Here is a 19,125-nt window from a genome sequence, read left to right as displayed (position 1 = left end):
GTTTAACGAGCCATTAAGGCTAAATTGCGTAAGGCTTTGTAAGCGGCCGTTTGCTGCTCTATTGGCTTACAAACCGACAGTAAGTCATCAATAAAGTGAGACAGAGCGCGAGCTTCGACTTTACGCACGCCACGTTGCTGCGCTTCGCTTAGGTAGTCATACACTGACGCTGCCCCGAAATCACCAAAAATCATTTCACCTTGATCATTGATCAAAACATTATGCGCGTATAAGTCGCCATGACAGACCTTATTGGTGTGCAGGTGATTAAAAACATCCATCATTTGATCAACGATCTTTTCAATTTGCGTCACTGACAGCGTAAAGTCTGGTTTGAACACATCACGAGTGCAGGTTTCCAGTGTCGGTGGCAAACCTAGATTAAAGTAATTGTCTGGGATGAGTTCCATCACCAATGCTAGGTAATTCTCTTCATTCACTTGGCCAATCGATTTAACCAAATTGTTGTGTTCGCCCGTTTGCAAACACGCTTGTAGCTCATCTTGTGGATAGCCATCGCTGGTCACTTCGCCTTTAAAAACTTTAATCGCCACTTCGCTCGGAAAATCAAAGTATTGATTGGTCCAGTTTGCATGAGAGATCACCCCAGATGCGCCTTGACCCAATACTTGGTTCAGTTGGTAGCTATCAGACAACACCATCGGCACCGAACTGTTGTGCGTTAAGCGTTCACAGAAAGGATTACCGGCAAAGGCCATCCACGCAAGCTTAGGTAGCTCAAGCAGCACCTCAGGGAATTGTTCCAATTGGTTAGCCGATAAACGCACAAGCTCAAGGTTCACTAGGTTAGCGAAGCTCTTAGGTAGCGCCTTAATCTTGTTACCCGCTAAGGCAAGTTTTTGTAAACGTGGGCGAAGGCCTAGTGATTCTGGCAGTGTTTCAATTTGGTTGTCGGTTAAAATCAGCCAGCGAAGATGCTCGGGCAATGACTCTTCTGCCACACGAACAATCTGGTTACTTTTAAAACCGACCATTTCCAATGCACGACAGCGACCTAGAACCAATGGCAGACGAGTAAAGCGGTTGTTGGAAGCAAACACTATCTTAAGTTTTGGTAACTCAGTGAGCCATTCAGGCAGGTCTGTCAGCAGGTTATCTGACAAATCTAATATCTCTAACGAATCGGCTAAAGTTAGAATCTCGCGTGGAAGCTCCGTTAACTGCTGTGAAAGCTTCAGGCGCTGAATACCCTTGAGCTCACCATTGTTAAGTTGTTCTAGTGTGTGCAAACCGTCTGCCTATCTCTACTCGTAGATGAAAAAGAGAGCGCATTCTACTTAGGTTGGCTGAGAAAGGCGAGGGGGGATTTTGCGCTTCAAAGGGGAAGCGCAAAACATTATTGTTGTTTGAGCTGACGATAACTCAGCAGGGTTAATAGGGCGAAGAATGCCGGATCGCTCCATCCGAAACCGACGAAAATTCCGGTGATTCCTGCGTACCCGGTAATGATCACGCCGAGCCCGTTGGCGACAATTAGGGCTTTGAGTAACTGCGTTACTGTCTGTGAGTGCTGTATATCTCTAACAAACAGGCTTATCGCCGCCATGCCACCGAGAAAGATACTGGTGTGCTGCGACAAGAAGTAAGCGTACTGATCATTAATTTCTACGCCGTACATTGGCCACATCAAGCTCGGAATGAAAAACAGTGCGAAGGCAAACACGGTGTAGATACTGCCATGCAATGTAAAAAAGGTTTTGTTGGTCATGGTCGCTCCTTAACGTCCGATTGGACCTTGGTTGATTGCCGTCAGTGGTTGGTTTACATCAAAGATAATCCCTCTTACCTCAGATACTCCCATCGCTTTAAGTCGAGTGGCGTGCATCTCTAGATAGTTTTTTGCACTCACTTCATCTTCAAATAGGTAGATACCACCGCCTAATTTTTCTGACTCGCTTTCAGTCCAAATTTTCCACACTAAACCGGGCTCGTGGTTGATGGACTCAGCCAGCTCAACTAGTGCGCTAGACATCTCTTCACCCATAGGACCGTGATATTCAAAATCGACTTGTAGTAGTTTCATTTCATCTTCTCCATTGTTTGTCGTGAACGCGTATTGCTGTTCAATGGAGAGATTATTACCTGTATGAATTGAACAAAAAAGTTCATAATATTGCGTATATATGTCTAAAAAACTGACAGGTTTAGCGATGAGATTGAAAAGCACGCTAGAGCAATGGTTGACGCTTCAAGAGGTCGACAGCGAGGGGAGTATTCAAGCGGCAGCGGCTGCACTGAATAAAAGCCATACCACACTCATCTACGCGATTAAAAAGTTGGAAGAGCAGCTAGGGGTCAAGCTGGTGGAAGTGAAGGGTAGGCGAGCAGTGGTCACTGAGCATGGTAAGTCTTTACTTCGCCGCGCGAGCAGTATGCTAGATCAAGCCAGAGAGCTAGAGGAGCTGAGTAAGCAAATCTCTGCTGGTGTGGAATCAGAGATCACCGTTGCGATGGATCACTTATGTAATCCGAGCCTGCTGTATCAACCGATGGCGCAATATCTACAAGGTAACAGCATTACGTCCATTCAAGTAGTTGAAACCTCACTCAGCAAAACTACCGAGATGGTCACTAACGAACAAGCCGATATTGCGATCATTACGTTACCAGTGACCAACTACCCAGCACAGGCGTTTGCGATGACGAGCATGGTGCCTGTTGTTTCAAGTAAGCACCCACTTGCGCAGCAAAGCAATGTATGCATGGCTGATTTTGCTACGCTCAGTCAGATTGTGGTGCGAGATCTTGGCGCAAGCAGCTTAGACAGCCGCGAACAAAATGTAGGTTGGTTAAAAGCAAATCAACGAATTACCATCGACAACTTTGACCATGCATTTAGGGCGGTTGAGCAAGGCGTTGGCTTTTGTCGCCTTCCTGAGCATATCATCGAGCAAAGGAACCGTGGTCAACTGACGGTGTTAAAGGTAGAACAAAATGGCAAATATCAAGTACCTTTGCATATCACTCTGCCTAAAGGCGCTAAAACCGGCCCAGCTGCCAAATGTTTTTATGAGCTACTGCTAGAAAATGTAAAGCAATCACAATAGAAACTGCACCAATCATAGAAGTGAGTAATTACTGACAACCCTCTATTTACGATTGAACTGCGCAAAAAGTGATGGACCACACGAGACAATCATTTAGTTGTTTTAGGCGAACACAAAACGAGATTGATATGCGATATTCGCCCCCAAATAGTCAATATTTTTGGTAACAGTGATGAGAACTGAAAAAGAGAAGATGCTAGCAGGTGAGCCTTATGACGCGTGGGATAAGCAACTGTATAGCGAGCGTATTCAATGTCGCAAGACGTTACAACAGCTTAATAACAGTATTCCTGATAGCGATGAGTGGCGAGCTGCCATTGATCGCTTAATGCCGGATTCGCAAGGCGCTTATCTTGAGCCGCCATTTCGCTGTGATTACGGCTCAAACATCAAGGTAGGCAAAAACTTCTACGCCAACTTCAATTGTGTTGTCCTTGATGTGGCAGAAGTGCATATTGGTGATAACGTGCTGTTTGCACCTAACGTACAGATTTATACTGCGGGTCACCCGTTAGATGTAAAAGGCCGAGTAGAGGAAGGTGTCGAGTTTGGCACACCAATAACCATAGGTAACAACGTATGGTTAGGTGGCGGCGTAATGGTTTGCCCAGGTGTCACCATTGGTGACAATAGTGTGATTGGTGCAGGTAGTGTGGTGACTAAAGATGTGCCAGCTAACGTAGTCGCAGCTGGGAACCCATGCCGAGTGATTAAGCCTATCGAGCAATAAGCTTGTCTGAATGGTATGGGCTAGCGACTGAATATTAGACGCGCGAGCTTTACAGTGTAAAACGACAATTTAAGCTTAGTGAAAATAGACATACGTAAGGAATTGTAATGGCTGACCCACATATTAAATCCCCCATGGATGCACTGGATCATGTTACGGTCATCGTATATCGACTTGGCTTTACACTCGCGTTTCCTGTTATTGCACTGCTTCCGTGGAACCTTGATTTCCCGATTGAGAAGCTTGTCTTTTTGAGTGCGGTAATGTGCGCCTCATCGTTGCATGTCTATAGCAAACCGTTTCGTTTATTACTCCAGTTCGCAACTTGGATAGGTATACTTTGTTTTGTGTTTGGTTGGACAGCGATCGGTATAGGCGGCGCTTTTATTACCTTAGGTGGCCTCTGTTATAAAGAGTACTTCTGCTTCAAGGTTCCTGGCTTACAGCTGCAACCTCTGATCCTTATGGGGCTATGGTTTTGCATGATGTTTGATGCCGATGTTGCTGCAAAGATACTCGGCGCAATATCAGCTCTGCTTTTCTTGGTCACGAGTGTTTATAAATGGAGAATGCCACGCTATTTCGATATTGGTGATAAAGCAAAATATGATGTCTAACAAAAGAATTTAAACGATAAGAGAGCCGCACTAATGAGTGCGGCTTAGTTGTTTACTGGGTCTGACATTCGGCTGGAGCGGGTCGGTTTTGTCTCAGAGCAAGTATCGCCTGCGGCAGTAATGACATCACAATCATGCCAATCATCAAGCTGTACTGGAATGGGGTGAATGACTCTCCAAGTAAAACCAAACCAGTGACAATTCCCGCGATTGGGTTAGCGATGCCGCCGAACGTGAAATCAACTACTGACATACGTTGTAGTAGCCACACATACATGCCGTAGCCAAGTGCAGTGTTCAATCCGACCACCCAAAGTAGGCCAGATAAGTTTCTCATCGAGAAGTTGTCTGCGAGCGCTAGGTAAGTAGCTGGTTCTGATATCGCTTGTACAGAGGCTGCGATCGACAGGATTACGCCACCTAAAATCAGCTGCCAAGTCAGTACCGTCCACCAGTGCATACGATCGCCAAGTGACTTGGTAATCGAACTGCCCACTACAATACACATGATTGCGGCGAGCATTGCGCCTAAGCCAATAGGATTTAGGCTGATAGAGCTCGGATCAAACAGCATCCACGCTAGGCCAATGAGTGCAGCCCCACTGACTGCTTGAATAATGCCTGGGCGATGCTTGTTGATCAGCCAGTTATAAAGCATGGCGAACACAGGTACTGAGATCATACCGACACCAGAAATCGCTGAAGGCAGTGTCAACGCCATCACAAAGATCAAACCAAAGAAGGTCGCGATGTTGATCAAACCTAGGGTAAAGAGGATTTGCCAATCGCCCTTTTTCGGTAGGCTTGGTCTAAATGCCAATAGCAGCAGTCCCGCTGGCAGTGCACGAATTGCGCCCAGCAGTAGGGGAGGCCAGTCCGCAAGAGTGTATTGCGTGACAGCATAGGTGGTTCCCCAAAAGAACGCCGGTATCATGGCTAATAAAATATTCATAGCTACTTATCTTTACGTTAAGATACTTTTGTGGTGAATGTACGCCTAAAATCGATGTTTGTAAAGTATCTTTATGTTAAGGTACTTAGAACGACATTTTGTTACTGGAGACAAATTTTCATGGACGCTATTGAAAGAGTAGTTGAGCAGTGGGCTAAGGAAAAGCCAGAGTTAGATACTGAGCCAATGGCCATTATGGGCCGTTTGATGCGTATCGCTAAGTATATGGAGACGGAAGTTGCTCAGTTACACAAGCGTTATGATTTGAAGCTAGGGGAATTTGATGTCCTGGCGACGTTGCGTCGTAGCGGAGAGCCTTTTTGTCTTACCCCATCAGAATTGATTAATTCGATGATGCTGACATCGGGCGCAATGACCAATCGACTCGATAAGCTGGAAAAGAAACAGCTGATTGTCCGTGAACACAGTAAAGAAGATCGCCGCAGTGTGACCGTTCAACTGACTCAAGATGGTTTCATTCTGATCGATAAGATTATTGAAGAGCACGCCGCTGTGCAGGCCAAGCTTGTTAAAGGAATGAACGCAAACCAGAAAAAGCAGATCAATACCTTACTAAAGGGTTGGTTGACTCAATACGAGTAACACGGAATCAAGATTAATAAAACGCCCTCAATTGAGGGCGTTTTTGTTGGTCGGTAGACACTAGGAAGTTACTAACAGAGCGTTTCATCGCAATAGAGCTCAGCATGGTCGATGCCACCAAGCGCGCAGCTCTCATCAATATCAGATAGATCGCCACTTACCCCCACGGCACCCAAGATGTTTTGCTCGGCATCTCGAATCAATAAGCCTCCCGGAACAGGCACCATATTACCGTGTGCGAGAACATTAACAGCAGAGATGAATGCTGGTCGGTTATCGGCATCTTGCGCCAGTTTACGTGAAGAACAGCCAAGTGCGAGTGCTCCCCAAGCTTTGGCGATAGCGATATCTGGGCGCATCATACTGGAACCATCTTGACGTTGGAGAGAGATGAGCTTTCCGCCACTATCAAGGACAGCAACTGTCAGTGGTGCGCTTTTGGTTTTTGAACCCGCTTGAAAGGTGCCGTCAATGACGGACAGTGCTTGTTCTAGAGTTAAACTTCCCATGTTATCTCCTGTTAACGTTTACCCGTCTGGCTCACACGGCGCAAGGCAGTAAGGTATTACTCAGCTCCTTGAAGAAGCTGATAGCTTGGTAAGGTCAGGAAGGTGGCGAACTCTTCTGCGGTAGACAACTCGAAGAAAAGGTCAGCAGTTTGTTCAAAGCGGCCTGCTGCATAACGAGTATCACCCACTTCCTGTTTGATAGTGTCGAGCTCTTGGTATAACCAAGTGTGGAACAGCTCTTTAGTAAAGATTTGGCCATCATCGAGAGCCACATTATGGTGGATCCACTGCCAGATGTTGGCGCGCGAAATTTCTGCGGTAGCGGCGTCTTCCATTAAGCCGTAGATAGGTACGCAGCCGTGACCTTGAATCCAAGCCTCGATGTAGTAAAGCGCGATACGTATGTTCTTACGTACGCCCGCTTCATCACGAGTACCATCACAAGGTTTGAGTAGAATGTCGGCGCTAATTTCATGTGAAGGGCTGACAAAGTCTAATTGGTTTGGCTTGCCATCAAGGTTCTTCTCAAACACCGACATAGCTAAGTCAACCAACGCTGGGTGCGCGATCCAAGTACCATCGTGACCATTGCGAGACTCGCGCTCTTTGTCTTCGATAACTTTGGCGATCACTCGCGACATTTCAGCGGGCTCTTTAGCCGGAATAAATGCCGACATACCACCCATTGCGAGAGCGCCGCGCTGGTGGCAGGTGCGAACTAGCAGTTGGCTGTAGGCATTGAGGAACTCTTTATCCATACTGACCACATGACGGTCAGGCAGAATACGATCGGCATGATTTTTCAACGTTTTAATGTAGCTGAAGATGTAATCCCAACGACCGCAGTTCATCGCGACAATATGATCACGCATGGCGTAAAGCATCTCATCCATTTGGAAAACTGCTGGCAAGGTTTCGATTAGTACGGTCGCTCGGATTGTGCCGCGTTGAACGCCAAAGTAGTCTTCGGTAAACGAGAAAACATCATCCCACCACTGGGACTCTTCCATGCTTTCTAGTTTTGGAATGTAGTAATACACGCCCAACCCCTGCTCAGCGCGGGTCAGGTAGTTGTGATAAAAGTAGAGCGCAAAATCCATCAAACAGCCTGGAATAGGCTTGTTTGCGTACTGAATTGATTGCTCCGGCAGGTGCAGGCCTCGTGGACGGGCAATCAATAGAGCTGGGTCATCACTAAGCTGATAATGTTTGTTTTTCGCTTGGTCGTGATAACTGATGGTTCTTGCATTGGCATCGCGCAGGTTGATCTGTCCCTCAACCATATTCTCCCAAGTCGGAGAAGAGGCATCTTCGAAACAGCACATAAATACTTTCGCGCCAGAGTTAAGCGCATTGATCACCATTTTACGGTCAACAGGACCGGTGATCTCTACGCGGCGATCCAGTAACTCAGTTGGTGGTGTTGCTACTTTCCAGCTTTTGTTGTCACGAATCGCTTGGGTATCAGAGCGAAAGTTAGGTAATTCACCCGCATCATAGCGTTGTTGTTGTTCTTTGCGGGCTTGTAGTAGGGCATCTCTACGCGGGGCAAACTTCTCGACCAGTTTGGTTAGGAAAGAGAGTGCCTCTTTAGATAGGATGGTTTGGTATTTTGGGTTGTCCATATTACCGACTACGCGCAGACAAGCAGTTTCTTCTTTTTCTGCTACATCGTTCAGACTCATTGTTCGTCTCCTTTAAACAATACCGAATGATTTTGTGTACAAAATCTACCTTTCGCGAATACTTATATTTCAATTTATGTAAACAATCAAAGGGTATTTAACATTTATTTTTCATTTGTTCTTCTGGGAAATTATTTTTACGTGAAGATATTTTATGTAAAGCAATGATTTCTAGGGTTTTCAGGGTTAGTGATCACTTAGAGTAACTATTCGATGTTGAAAAAATGTTGCATTTAGGGGTTGCCAAATTCTGAATATAATTCATAGTACACAAAGTATCTTTGAATTGTATACAATCGAAATGGAGGTTCACATGGCAAAGATGAAGGCAATTGAAGCAGCGGTAGAAGTGTTGAAAAAGGAAGGTGTAGACATTGCCTTCGGCGTCCCTGGCGCAGCCATTAACCCTATGTACGCAGCAATGAAAAAGCTTGGTGGTATTGATCATGTATTGGCGCGTCACGTTGAAGGTGCGTCGCACATGGCGGAAGGTTACACCCGTACAAATCAAGACAATATTGGTGTTTGTATCGGTACATCGGGCCCTGCAGGTACCGATATGATCACGGGTTTGTACTCAGCGTCGGCTGACTCAATTCCAATCTTATGTATTACCGGTCAGGCGCCGCGCGCTCGTTTACATAAAGAAGATTTCCAAGCGGTAGACATTGAATCTATTGCTAAGCCTGTCACTAAGTGGGCAACAACTGTTCTAGAACCCGCTCAGGTACCACGCGCATTCCAGCAAGCGTTTCATTTGATGCGCTCAGGTCGCCCTGGCCCTGTACTTATCGACCTTCCGCTTGATGTTCAGCTAACGGAAATCGAGTTTGATATCGATACCTATGAACCACTAGAAGCGTATCAACCAAAAGCGACTCGCGCTCAAGTTGAGAAAGCGCTGGAAATGATGTGTGAGTCAGCCAACCCACTGATTGTTTCAGGTGGTGGTGTCATTAACGCTGGCGCTGAAGAGCTGCTGCAACAGTTCGCTGAAATCACGGGCGTACCTGTTGTACCGACTTTGATGGGGTGGGGTTCTATCGCGGATGATCACGAACTGATGGCAGGTATGGTTGGTCTGCAAACGTCGCATCGTTACGGTAATGCGACCATGTTGGAGTCTGACTTCGTATTTGGTATTGGTAACCGCTGGGCGAACCGTCATACCGGTTCACTGGATGTGTACACCAAAGGGCGTAAGTTTGTTCACGTTGATATTGAACCAACGCAAATTGGTCGCGTGTTCTGTCCTGATTTAGGCATCGTGTCTGATGCTAAAGCAGCACTAGAGCTATTAGTCGAAGTGGCGCGTGAATGGCGTGACGCCGGCAAGCTACCAAACCGTAGCGCGTGGGTAGGTGAATGTCAGCAGCGTAAAGCAACCATGCTACGTAAAACGCATTACACAGATGCACCAATCAAACCAATGCGTGTTTATGAAGAGATGAACAAAGCGTTCGATCGCGATACGTGTTATGTCAGCACCATCGGTCTATCACAGATTGCCGCTGCGCAATTCCTACATGTCTACAAGCCTCGTCACTGGATTAACTGTGGTCAAGCAGGTCCATTAGGTTGGACGACACCTGCTGCACTTGGTGTGCGTGCCGCAGATCCTAATCGTGACATCGTAGCAATTTCAGGTGACTACGACTTCCAGTTCATGATTGAAGAGCTAGCGGTCGGTGCGCAGTTCAACCTGCCTTACATCCACGTATTGGTGAACAACTCTTACCTAGGTCTGATTCGTCAAGCGCAGCGTCAGTTCGATATTGATTACTGTGTTCAACTGGCATTTGAAAACCAAAACGCCCCAGAGCTAAACGGCTACGGTGTTGACCACGTAACGGTTGTTGAAGGCTTAGGTTGTAAAGCGATTCGTGTCACTGACCCTGAGCAGATGCAAGCGGCGTTTGCAGAGGCGAAAGAGCTGATGAACAAGCACAAAGTACCAGTAGTAGTTGAAGTGATTCTTGAACGTGTAACCAACATTGCAATGGGTGTTGAAATTAACGCAATCAATGAATTTGAAGCATTGACTGAACACGCAGATGACGCGCCAACCGCACTGATTCATCGTAGCTAATTAGAAATTAAAGGAAATCACAATGGCAAAGTTTGCAGCAAATTTATCCATGTTATTTACCGAACTGGAATTTGAAGAACGCTTTGAAGCCGCAGCAAAAGCGGGCTTTCAAGGTGTGGAGTACCTGTTCCCTTATGCGCTGGATGCAAAGCAAATTAAGGAGAAGCTAGATGAAAACCAACTTACCCAAGTACTGTTCAACCTTCCGGCCGGGGATTGGGAAGCGGGCGAGCGCGGAATCGCTGTGGACCCAAAGCGAATTGAAGAGTTCCAAGCAGGGGTCGTCAAGGCGATTGAATACGCCAAAGTATTGGGTAATACCCAAATCAACTGCCTCGCAGGGATCGTTCCACAAGGGGTGAGTGAGCATGATGCCCACGCTGCGTTCGTCATCAACTTACGTTATGCCGCACAAGCGTTGCAAGAAGCGGGTATTCGCTTGGTGATTGAAGCGATCAACACCCGTGATATTCCGGGTTTTTTCCTCAATACCACAGAGCAAGCCAAAGCAGTGATTAATGAAGTCGGCAGCGATAACTTGTTTATCCAGTATGACATCTATCACATGCAGATCATGGAGGGGGACCTTACCCCAACCATGACGGCAAATATCGACCAAATTGCGCACGTTCAATTGGCCGACAACCCAGGTCGTCATGAGCCGGGTACGGGTGAAATCAATTACCCGTTTGTTCTAAAGCATTTAGATGACCTTGGTTATCAGGGCTGGGTGGGCTGTGAATACAAGCCAAAAACCACCACGACTGAAGGTCTAGATTGGATCAACCTATACCGCTAATGCGGTGAATGCCCATCGACAGAGGTGGGCAAACGTTACGGAGAACAGATTATGAAAATTGCATTTATTGGTACAGGTATCATGGGCCGCCCAATGGCCGCTAATCTACAAAAAGCAGGCTATGAACTGGTGCTGTCTGACCACTTTAACCCAGCGCCACAAGATCTTGTTGCTGCCGGTGCTCAGGTGGTGAATTCTGCTCAAGCTGCAACAGAAGCGGCGGATGTAGTTATTTTAATGGTACCAAACACGCCACAAGTTGAAGATGTGTTATTTGGTGACAACGGTGTCGAAGCGGGCCTGGCATCAGGTGGTGCGCAAGGCAAACTGATTATCGACATGAGCTCTATCTCACCAATGGCAACCAAAGCGATTGCAGCTCGCGTTAATGAAAGCGGCGCACAGTACCTTGATGCACCGGTATCTGGTGGTGAAGTTGGTGCGATCAATGCGGCACTAAGCATCATGGTTGGTGGTTCACAACAAGCATTCGATAAGGCTCGTCCACTGTTCGAGGTGATGGGGAAAAACATCACACTAGTGGGTGAAAACGGTGCGGGTCAGACGTGTAAAGTCGCTAACCAAATCATCGTAGCGCTAAACATCGAAGCGGTATCGGAAGCATTAGTCTTTGCTTCGAAAGCAGGTGCTGATCCAGCACGTGTTCGTCAGGCGCTATTGGGTGGCTTTGCAAGCTCTAAGATTCTAGAAGTACACGGCGAGCGTATGATTGAAGGAACGTTTGATCCTGGCTTTAGAATCTCTCTTCACCAGAAGGACCTTGATTTGGCCCTAACTGGCGCCAAAGAGCTCGAAGTCGCACTACCAAACACGCAAACGGCACAAGAGCTGTTTGAAGATTGTGCAGCGCTAGGTGGCCAAGATTGGGATCACTCTGCGCTTATCAAAGCAATCGAGAAGCGTTCAAACCACTCAATACGAGACTAAGGTTTGGGCGCTGAAATTAACTGTTGAGGTTAGTTTCCGTCTGGGGTGGTTAGGACTCCTCTCCCTACCACCTCAATAACTGTATCAATCATAGTGACTCCACTGTAGGAATGTTCGTTAGGTTGATATCAAATCGCGTAGTTTTTCGTCTCCTTTTGTACGCGTTCCCGTTGTAAGACAATAGGTAGGGGTATCCTCGGGCTCCGTCTTAGCAGGCACCTAGCGGGCTTACTTCGGGATTTTTTCTTCGTTACTCTAAGCCATACCCTGTTGGCGCAATAAAACGCTTGGGCAGGTGTGCTATGTTAACCCTAGTGAAGAGTAGGGCTCCGAGAAATAAAAGAGATGCAGTTAAATACATTAATCGCAAGACAGATCGTTGAGCGTGCGACAAAGATAATCCAGTTTCCCGTCAACGTGATGGATGAAAATGGACAGATAATTGGTTCAAGCGACCCCACTCGTTTACATCGCACTCATGAAGGGGCATTGCTAGCGATTCATGATAACCGCACGGTTGAAATTAACCATACGGTTGCGAGTACTTTGATTGGGGTAAAAGAAGGTATTAACTTACCAATTTTGCATCAAGATACCGTCATTGGTGTGGTCGGTATTTCTGGCAAACCAGAAGATGTTAGGCGTTACGGTGAACTTGTTAAGATGACGGCTGAATTGATTGTCGAGCAAGCTGATTTAATGGCTCAAATTCAGTGGAACAAACGTCATAGGGAAGAGTTACTGCTTCAGCTAATACAGGGCTCTACATTAAATGAGACCCAGCTATTGTCGATTGCCGAGCGATTGGATTTGGATTTAGCTCAGCCAAGAATTGCTGCTACAGTCAAGGTTATACCTAAACAGGGTCAACCTTTGACCTTAGAGCAATTACAAAAGTTGGTGCACTTATTGGAATACCCTGAGCGAGACAACATCGTTGGTATTGTTTCGGTTTCTCAGAACGAAGTTGTGGTCCTCAAGCCTGTGACTTTAATTGACAATACTTGGAGCAAAACCGAAGAGAGAAAGCGGGTCAAACGCTTGTTTAACCGGATCGCTCAAGAGGCCGACTTCAGCGTCAAAATAGCCATGGGTGAGTACTTCCCAGGTCTTGCTGGATTATCGCGCTCCTATGAAACGGCTAAAGCGACCTTAGCTTGTAGTGATGAAACGAAAGAGGCGATTTTGTTTTATCAGGAACATAAGCTATCTGTTTTGATTGATAACTTAAAACAAGATGAATGGCGACGAAAGCAAATAAGCCATCCTATTGAGGTTTTGCAGCAGCATGACAGTAAAGGTGTTTTGGTTAAGACATTAATAGAATTTTTTGCTCAGGATTGCGATCTAGCTCAAACTTGTGCGGCACTCCATATTCATCGTAATACGTTGCGTTACCGTATTGATAAAATTGAAGAAGTTACAGCATTAAAAATCAATAAGTTAGATCATAAAGTTCAACTGTATTTAGCCCTCAAATGTGTGTGATTATTTGATGGTTTTGTGCAAGTGCACAAACCAATCTATTTAAAAAAACAATAAATCTGTCATTTTGCATAAAGAATTTATTTGTCTCTGCTCTTACTCTTCAGGCAGTTCACAGAATAATCGGAAATAACAACAAAATGATAGAAGTCACTACCCTTGGTGCGTTGACCGCTTTGGTCGTCGCTATTGCCCTTATTTTGAAAAAAGTGCCACCTGCCTATGGCATGATCATTGGTGCCTTAATTGGTGGTGTCGTCGGTGGGGTGTCATTGACTGACACGGTTGCGCTGATGATTGGCGGTGCGCAAGGCATCGTAACAGCGGTACTACGAATCTTGGCTGCTGGTGTATTGGCGGGTGTCCTGATTGAGTCGGGTGCGGCAACTTCGATTGCCGAAACCATAGTGAAAAAAGTGGGTGAAACACGCGCGCTTCTCGCACTCGCTATCGCGACGATGATTTTGACTGCAGTTGGTGTGTTTGTCGACGTTGCAGTAATCACGGTAGCGCCAATCGCTTTGGCCATTGCGCGTCGTGCTGATATCTCTAAAACCGCGATCTTGCTTGCCATGGTTGGTGGCGGTAAAGCTGGTAACGTGATGTCACCAAACCCAAATGCGATTGCAGCGGCTGATGCGTTTAACGTTCCGCTAACGTCAGTGATGGCTGCGGGTGTTATCCCAGGTTTATGTGGTCTGGCTCTGGCTTACTTTCTTGCTAAGAAGCTAGTGAACAAAGGTACAAAGGTGGATGCATGTGAAGTGGTTGAAGTGGATCATTCACGCTTACCGTCATTCAATGCCGCTATTGTTGCGCCGTTAGTAGCGATTGCATTGCTTTCGCTGCGTCCAATCGCGGGCATTAACGTTGACCCGCTGATCGCCCTTCCTTTAGGTGGCTTAATTGGTGCGGTGGTAATGGGGCGTTTTGCTGACACTAATCACTTTGCTGTTGCAGGTCTTAGCCGCATGGCTCCGGTCGCTGTGATGTTACTTGGTACAGGAACTTTAGCAGGCATTATTGCCAACTCAGGTCTTAAAGATGGATTGATTGATGTCTTGACCGCATCTGGCTTGCCGTCATTCTTACTAGCACCAATTTCAGGTGCAATGATGTCTTTAGCTACTGCGTCTACAACAGCCGGTACCGCGGTCGCATCAAGCGTATTTAGCGGCACAATCTTAGGGCTTGGTGTGCCAGCATTAGCCGGCGCAGCAATGATTCATTCGGGTGCTACGGTTCTGGACCATATGCCACATGGTAGCTTCTTCCACGCAACAGGTGGTGCAGTGCATATGGATATTCGCGAACGTTTGAAGTTGATTCCATATGAGTCAGCGGTTGGTCTAATGATCGCCTTTGTCTCTACCATGATGTTCGGCGTGTTTGGTTTATTTGTTTAAGGATTCAAGATGAAAATTGTAATTGCTCCAGATTCTTACAAAGAAAGTTTAACCGCTATGGAAGTGGCCACTGCGATTGAAAGTGGTTTTAAAGAAATCATGCCGGACGCAGAGTACATTAAACTGCCAATGGCTGATGGTGGTGAAGGTACGGTGCAATCGTTAGTTGATGCCACCGGTGGCAGTATAGTGACAGCCACAGTCACTGGACCCTTAGGTCAGCCCGTTGAAGGTTTCTATGGTTTATTAGGTGATAGCTCTACCGCTGTGATTGAGATGGCCGCCGCTTCGGGTTTACACCTTGTTGAACCCGCTAAGCGTAACCCTTTGCTGACGACTACTTATGGCACTGGTGAACTGATTAAAGCCGCGCTTGATGCGGGAGTGAAACACATCATTGTTGGTATTGGTGGTAGTGCGACCAATGACGGTGGTATTGGTATGGCACAGGCCTTAGGGGCGCGTTTGCAAGACGCTAACGGTGTAGATTTAGCCTATGGTGGTGGTGCGCTTGAAAAGTTGGCAAGCATCGACCTGTCAGGTTTAGATCCTCGTCTAGCGAGTATTCAGCTAGAGGTCGCGTGTGATGTAGACAACCCATTGTGCGGGTCGAAAGGTGCTTCACATGTGTTTGGTCCGCAAAAAGGGGCAACACCTGAAATGGTTGAGCAGCTAGATGCCAACTTAGCGCACTATGCTGGCGTGATTCGTCAAACTAACGGTAATGATGTCATTGACCAAGCTGGTGCAGGTGCGGCAGGTGGTCTTGGCGCTGCACTATTAGGTCTGTTCGATGCAACGCTTCGCCCAGGTATCAGCATCGTGATGGATGCTGTTAACCTTGCTGAAGTGGTCAAAGATGCCGACTTGGTGATCACCGGTGAAGGCCGCATAGATAGCCAAACTATTCATGGCAAAACACCGATTGGTGTGGCGCGTACGGCGAAGCTATATAACCTTCCAGTAATTGGCATTGCGGGAAGTACAGCGCAAGATTGCCGAGTGGTGCATGACCACGGATTAGATGCTGTCTACAGTGTGGTGCTCGGTGCAACCGACTTGCCAACCGCACTGAAGGAAGCGGCGTTTAATGTTGAGATGACGTCACGCAATGTCGCTGCAGCCTTGGCGATGACCTTTAAATAATCTTTCTTTTTACAGTGTAAACGGCCGCTATCTAGCGGCCGTTTTTGTATTGGTTGACCAAAAAACGTTTACTAGAGCACGGTTAAAACGACCTCATTGCTATTATCCCCCTATACTGTGTTATCTCGTGATATCACGTTATTGCCTCCAGAAGAAATTAAAGCGATGGAAGTTTGGATTACGATAGTAAAAGGTCAATTAGTGTTTGAATATTAATGGTTTTCAAAATTAAAATTAGCCTTATTTGCTAGTATGCACCACTACTTATGTGCTCAATTTTATATTTGATTTTTATTAAGTAGGGCATTACTTGCTCTTGAATAGAAGATGGATGACTTAGTTGTCGCTATGTTTTTCTAGCTGGCTAATATTTCGTCGACAGGGTCACATTTGATGAACTAAAAGATGATTAAATATATAACTTATGATTATCTTATACTGGTTACCGTGGCATTTTATTATCAACAAGGAGGTAGCATGAAAACATATAATAGTTCTAGTGTTTGGTTTACCCTTGATTATAAAATCGCACTGTTCTTCCCTCATTAAGTCATAGCTTTGCACGTCCTGTGCGCACTACCCATTGCATTTGCGTTTTTGCTTCACCTTTCTAAACTCAACTATAGGTGCGGAGTTGACGATCAAATTCATGGGGTCATTTTCCAGTTAAATTATAATTTTTGGTTTAAATATCCAAGATTTTGTTTTTCCTGGAAATAATAAAATCAATCTTTACTGAAATAATTATTTAGTGGAGAGGGATAGCTATACTTATAATTAGGAAAACCATCATGGAAAATTTCAAACACCTTCCAGAACCATTTCGTATTCGTGTTATCGAACCAGTAAAACGTACCACGAGAGAATATCGTGAGCAGGCAATATTAAAAGCAGGAATGAACCCGTTTCTTCTTAATAGTGAAGATGTGTTTATTGATCTTCTCACTGACAGCGGCACTGGCGCGATTACTCAGGAAATGCAAGCGGCAATGTTGAGAGGCGATGAGGCGTACAGTGGCAGTCGCAGTTACTTTGCTTTGGCTGATGCGGTTAGTGATATCTTTGGTTACCAGCATACCATTCCAACTCACCAAGGTCGTGGTGCTGAGCAAATCTATATTCCAGTGCTGATTAAAAAGCGTGAAAAAGAGAAAGGGCTTGATCGCAATAAAATGGTTGCACTGTCTAACTACTTCTTTGATACCACGCAGGGACATACGCAAATTAACTGTTGTGTCGCTAAAAATGTTTATACAGAAGAGGCGTTTGATACTGCAGTGAGTGCCGACTTCAAAGGTAACTTTGACCTAGAAAAACTGGAGCACGCAATACTAGAAGCCGGGGCTCAAAATATACCTTATATCGTTAGTACTATTACATGTAACTCTTCTGGTGGACAGCCGGTCTCGATTGCTAACTTGAAAGCTGTGTATGACATTGCACAGCGTTACCAGATACCGGTGATCATGGATTCGGCCCGCTTTGCGGAAAATGCTTACTTTATTCAACAGCGCGAGCCGGGCTATCAAGATTGGAGTATCGAGCAGATTACTCGTGAAAGCTACAAGTATGCGGACGCATTAGCTATGTCGGCAAAAAAAGACGCCATGGTGCAAATGGGGGGCTTATTGTGCTTTAAAGATGACACATTGCTCGATGTTTACAACGAGTGTCGCACGCTGTGTGTTGTCCAAGAAGGTTTCCCGACTTACGGAGGCTTGGAAGGCGGCGCAATGGAGCGTTTGGCCGTTGGCTTATACGATGGTATGCGCCAAGAATGGCTAGCCTATCGTATTAGCCAGGTGAAATACCTTGTGGAAGGCTTAGAAGCGATCGGTGTGGTTTGTCAGCAAGCGGGTGGTCACGCGGCGTTTGTTGATGCGGGTAAATTGCTTCCTCATATTCCATCACACCAATTCCCAGCACATGCATTGGCTTGTGAGCTATATAAAGTGGCCGGCATACGCGCGGTAGAGATTGGCTCGCTATTACTTGGTCGCGATCCTGCAACGGGTGAGCAAATGCCTTGTCCTGCTGAGTTAATGCGTTTAACTATCCCACGTGCAACCTACACACAAACGCACATGGACTTCATCATTGAAGCCTTTGAGCAAGTAAAAGCAAATGCTGAAAACGTCAAAGGGCTCGACTTTGTTTATGAGCCGGAAGTGCTTCGCCACTTCACTGCACGTTTAAAAGAAGTTGATAGTAAGTAAACGTCCCAAACGCAGCTCCTCACGAGCTGCGTTTTTTATCTCTTTCATTGGGTGAACCACTATTACCCAGTGGACAGAGAGACGCTTCACTCGACGTTAGAACATTACGGTTTAAGTGATAAAGTGCTCATTCCTCAAGGTGGTGAAATTATAAAATCGTAAAGATTTGACCAGAGTGATTGATAGAACTTGTCTTCGATAACATAATGTTTACACTGGAATAGCGTAAACATTTATAAAGGATGAAGAATGACTCGCATTAGGCAGAAGAATCAACAATTGATTATTGAAGTCGCCAGTGAACAGTTTGCGTTGCAAGGATACGCTGCAACTAAGATGATTGATATCGCAAAAGCGGCTGACATTGCCAAAGCGAACGTGTTCTATTACTTCAGTTCCAAAGACAAGCTTTACTACGCGGTATTACAAACCGTGACACAGCCCTTGCTAGAAGCGTCTCGCCCGATTGAAGAACTCACCGACCCGGTTGAAGCGCTCAGCCAATATATCCAAGCCAAACTGCGAATTTCTCAAGAGCATCCATACGCCTCAAAAGTATTTGCCAATGAAGTGATGTCAGGGGCAAAAGTGTTGCCGGAAGATATTGCTCAAGAATTGTTTAACCAAGCACAAATGATCATCGATAAATTTGCTACATGGTCGCAGCAAGGTTTGATGGACGATGTTCCCCCTCATCACTTGATGTTTAGCATCTGGGCAGCAACACAAACCTATGCGGATTTTGGTTGGCAGATTTGTAATGTGATGCAAAAAGAGCAGCTCGATGATACTGACTATCATCAAGCGGCTCAGTTTCTCTCTCAGTTAATTATCAAAGGGTGTGGTGTAAAAAGCCTTCGTTAGAAGCTAGG

19 protein-coding genes are annotated in these 19,125 nt (G+C 46.0%); 13 read left to right on the top strand and 6 right to left on the bottom strand.

Features of this window, described 5'->3' with window-relative positions; translation table 11 throughout:
- Positions 1-2 precede the first annotated feature (2 nt).
- The 3 genes from ACU01J_RS10290 to ACU01J_RS10280 all read right to left on the bottom strand — a co-directional run bounded on the left by ACU01J_RS10290 (position 3) and on the right by ACU01J_RS10280 (position 2,044).
- A complete protein-coding gene (locus ACU01J_RS10290; RefSeq protein ID WP_481085619.1) occupies positions 3-1,250 on the bottom strand; it encodes a leucine-rich repeat-containing protein kinase family protein in 1,248 nt (415 codons plus the stop codon).
- 107 nt (positions 1,251-1,357) lie between these two features.
- Complete coding sequence (locus ACU01J_RS10285) at positions 1,358-1,729, bottom strand: hypothetical protein (protein WP_481085618.1); 372 nt, start codon at positions 1,727-1,729, stop codon at positions 1,358-1,360.
- A gap of 9 nt (positions 1,730-1,738) precedes the next feature.
- Entirely contained in the window at positions 1,739-2,044 is a 306-nt protein-coding gene (locus ACU01J_RS10280; protein WP_481085617.1) for a monooxygenase, read from the bottom strand.
- 127 nt (positions 2,045-2,171) lie between these two features.
- Between ACU01J_RS10280 and ACU01J_RS10275 the strand changes: the two genes are divergently transcribed.
- The 3 genes from ACU01J_RS10275 (at position 2,172) to ACU01J_RS10265 (ending at position 4,415) form a co-directional block, all read left to right on the top strand.
- Positions 2,172-3,068 (top strand): LysR family transcriptional regulator, encoded by an 897-nt coding sequence (locus ACU01J_RS10275; RefSeq protein ID WP_481085692.1) that lies wholly within the window; start codon positions 2,172-2,174, stop codon positions 3,066-3,068.
- Positions 3,069-3,240: 172 nt separating this feature from the next.
- Positions 3,241-3,798, top strand: a complete 558-nt coding sequence (locus ACU01J_RS10270) for a sugar O-acetyltransferase (protein WP_481085616.1) — start codon at positions 3,241-3,243, stop codon at positions 3,796-3,798.
- A gap of 107 nt (positions 3,799-3,905) precedes the next feature.
- The gene (locus ACU01J_RS10265; RefSeq protein WP_481085615.1) at positions 3,906-4,415 is read left to right on the top strand and encodes a DUF2301 domain-containing membrane protein; all 510 of its coding nucleotides are present in this window, start codon (positions 3,906-3,908) and stop codon (positions 4,413-4,415) included.
- Positions 4,416-4,467: 52 nt separating this feature from the next.
- Here ACU01J_RS10265 and ACU01J_RS10260 read toward each other — a convergent pair whose 3' ends face one another.
- Positions 4,468-5,367 carry a DMT family transporter gene (locus ACU01J_RS10260; protein ID WP_481085614.1) on the bottom strand — a complete coding sequence of 300 codons (900 nt, stop codon included), beginning with the start codon at positions 5,365-5,367 and terminating at the stop codon, positions 4,468-4,470.
- Positions 5,368-5,487: 120 nt separating this feature from the next.
- On the opposite strand from ACU01J_RS10260, the gene ACU01J_RS10255 reads away from it, so the two are divergent.
- The gene (locus ACU01J_RS10255) at positions 5,488-5,970 is read left to right on the top strand and encodes a MarR family winged helix-turn-helix transcriptional regulator (RefSeq protein WP_481085613.1); all 483 of its coding nucleotides are present in this window, start codon (positions 5,488-5,490) and stop codon (positions 5,968-5,970) included.
- 71 nt (positions 5,971-6,041) lie between these two features.
- Here the strand turns inward: ACU01J_RS10255 and ACU01J_RS10250 are convergent, their stop codons facing one another.
- Complete coding sequence (locus ACU01J_RS10250) at positions 6,042-6,479, bottom strand: GlcG/HbpS family heme-binding protein (protein ID WP_481085612.1); 438 nt, start codon at positions 6,477-6,479, stop codon at positions 6,042-6,044.
- A 56-nt stretch (positions 6,480-6,535) separates the two neighbouring features.
- Positions 6,536-8,164 (bottom strand): malate synthase A, encoded by a 1,629-nt coding sequence (gene aceB / locus ACU01J_RS10245; RefSeq protein ID WP_481085611.1) that lies wholly within the window; start codon positions 8,162-8,164, stop codon positions 6,536-6,538.
- A gap of 313 nt (positions 8,165-8,477) precedes the next feature.
- Here aceB and gcl point away from each other — a divergent pair, with 313 nt between their 5' ends.
- The 9 genes from gcl (at position 8,478) to ACU01J_RS10200 (ending at position 19,117) form a co-directional block, all read left to right on the top strand.
- A complete protein-coding gene (gcl, locus tag ACU01J_RS10240; RefSeq protein WP_481085610.1) occupies positions 8,478-10,253 on the top strand; it encodes a glyoxylate carboligase in 1,776 nt (591 codons plus the stop codon).
- A gap of 22 nt (positions 10,254-10,275) precedes the next feature.
- Entirely contained in the window at positions 10,276-11,052 is a 777-nt protein-coding gene (gene hyi / locus ACU01J_RS10235; RefSeq protein ID WP_481085609.1) for a hydroxypyruvate isomerase, read from the top strand.
- Between the two features lie 48 nt (positions 11,053-11,100).
- Positions 11,101-12,000 carry a 2-hydroxy-3-oxopropionate reductase gene (locus tag ACU01J_RS10230; RefSeq protein WP_481085691.1) on the top strand — a complete coding sequence of 300 codons (900 nt, stop codon included), beginning with the start codon at positions 11,101-11,103 and terminating at the stop codon, positions 11,998-12,000.
- 345 nt (positions 12,001-12,345) lie between these two features.
- Entirely contained in the window at positions 12,346-13,488 is a 1,143-nt protein-coding gene (locus ACU01J_RS10225) for a sugar diacid recognition domain-containing protein (protein WP_481085608.1), read from the top strand.
- A 137-nt stretch (positions 13,489-13,625) separates the two neighbouring features.
- On the top strand, positions 13,626-14,891 hold the full coding sequence (locus tag ACU01J_RS10220; RefSeq protein WP_481085607.1) for a GntP family permease: 1,266 nt from the start codon (positions 13,626-13,628) through the stop codon (positions 14,889-14,891).
- A 9-nt stretch (positions 14,892-14,900) separates the two neighbouring features.
- Positions 14,901-16,037, top strand: coding sequence for a glycerate kinase (locus ACU01J_RS10215; protein ID WP_481085606.1), 1,137 nt, complete (start codon positions 14,901-14,903; stop codon positions 16,035-16,037).
- A gap of 405 nt (positions 16,038-16,442) precedes the next feature.
- The gene (tnaC, locus tag ACU01J_RS10210) at positions 16,443-16,586 is read left to right on the top strand and encodes a tryptophanase leader peptide (protein ID WP_481085605.1); all 144 of its coding nucleotides are present in this window, start codon (positions 16,443-16,445) and stop codon (positions 16,584-16,586) included.
- 242 nt (positions 16,587-16,828) lie between these two features.
- Positions 16,829-18,253: a tryptophanase gene (gene tnaA / locus ACU01J_RS10205; protein ID WP_481085604.1), complete on the top strand. Its 1,425-nt coding sequence runs from the start codon at positions 16,829-16,831 to the stop codon at positions 18,251-18,253.
- Positions 18,254-18,502: 249 nt separating this feature from the next.
- Entirely contained in the window at positions 18,503-19,117 is a 615-nt protein-coding gene (locus tag ACU01J_RS10200) for a TetR family transcriptional regulator C-terminal domain-containing protein (protein WP_481085603.1), read from the top strand.
- The last annotated feature ends 8 nt before the right edge of the window (positions 19,118-19,125 follow it).

The organism is Vibrio sp. 2433-A1 (assembly GCF_056726085.1).
The sequence above is the reverse complement of the archived record's forward strand: the minus strand, read 5'-3'. Positions and strand labels throughout refer to the sequence as shown.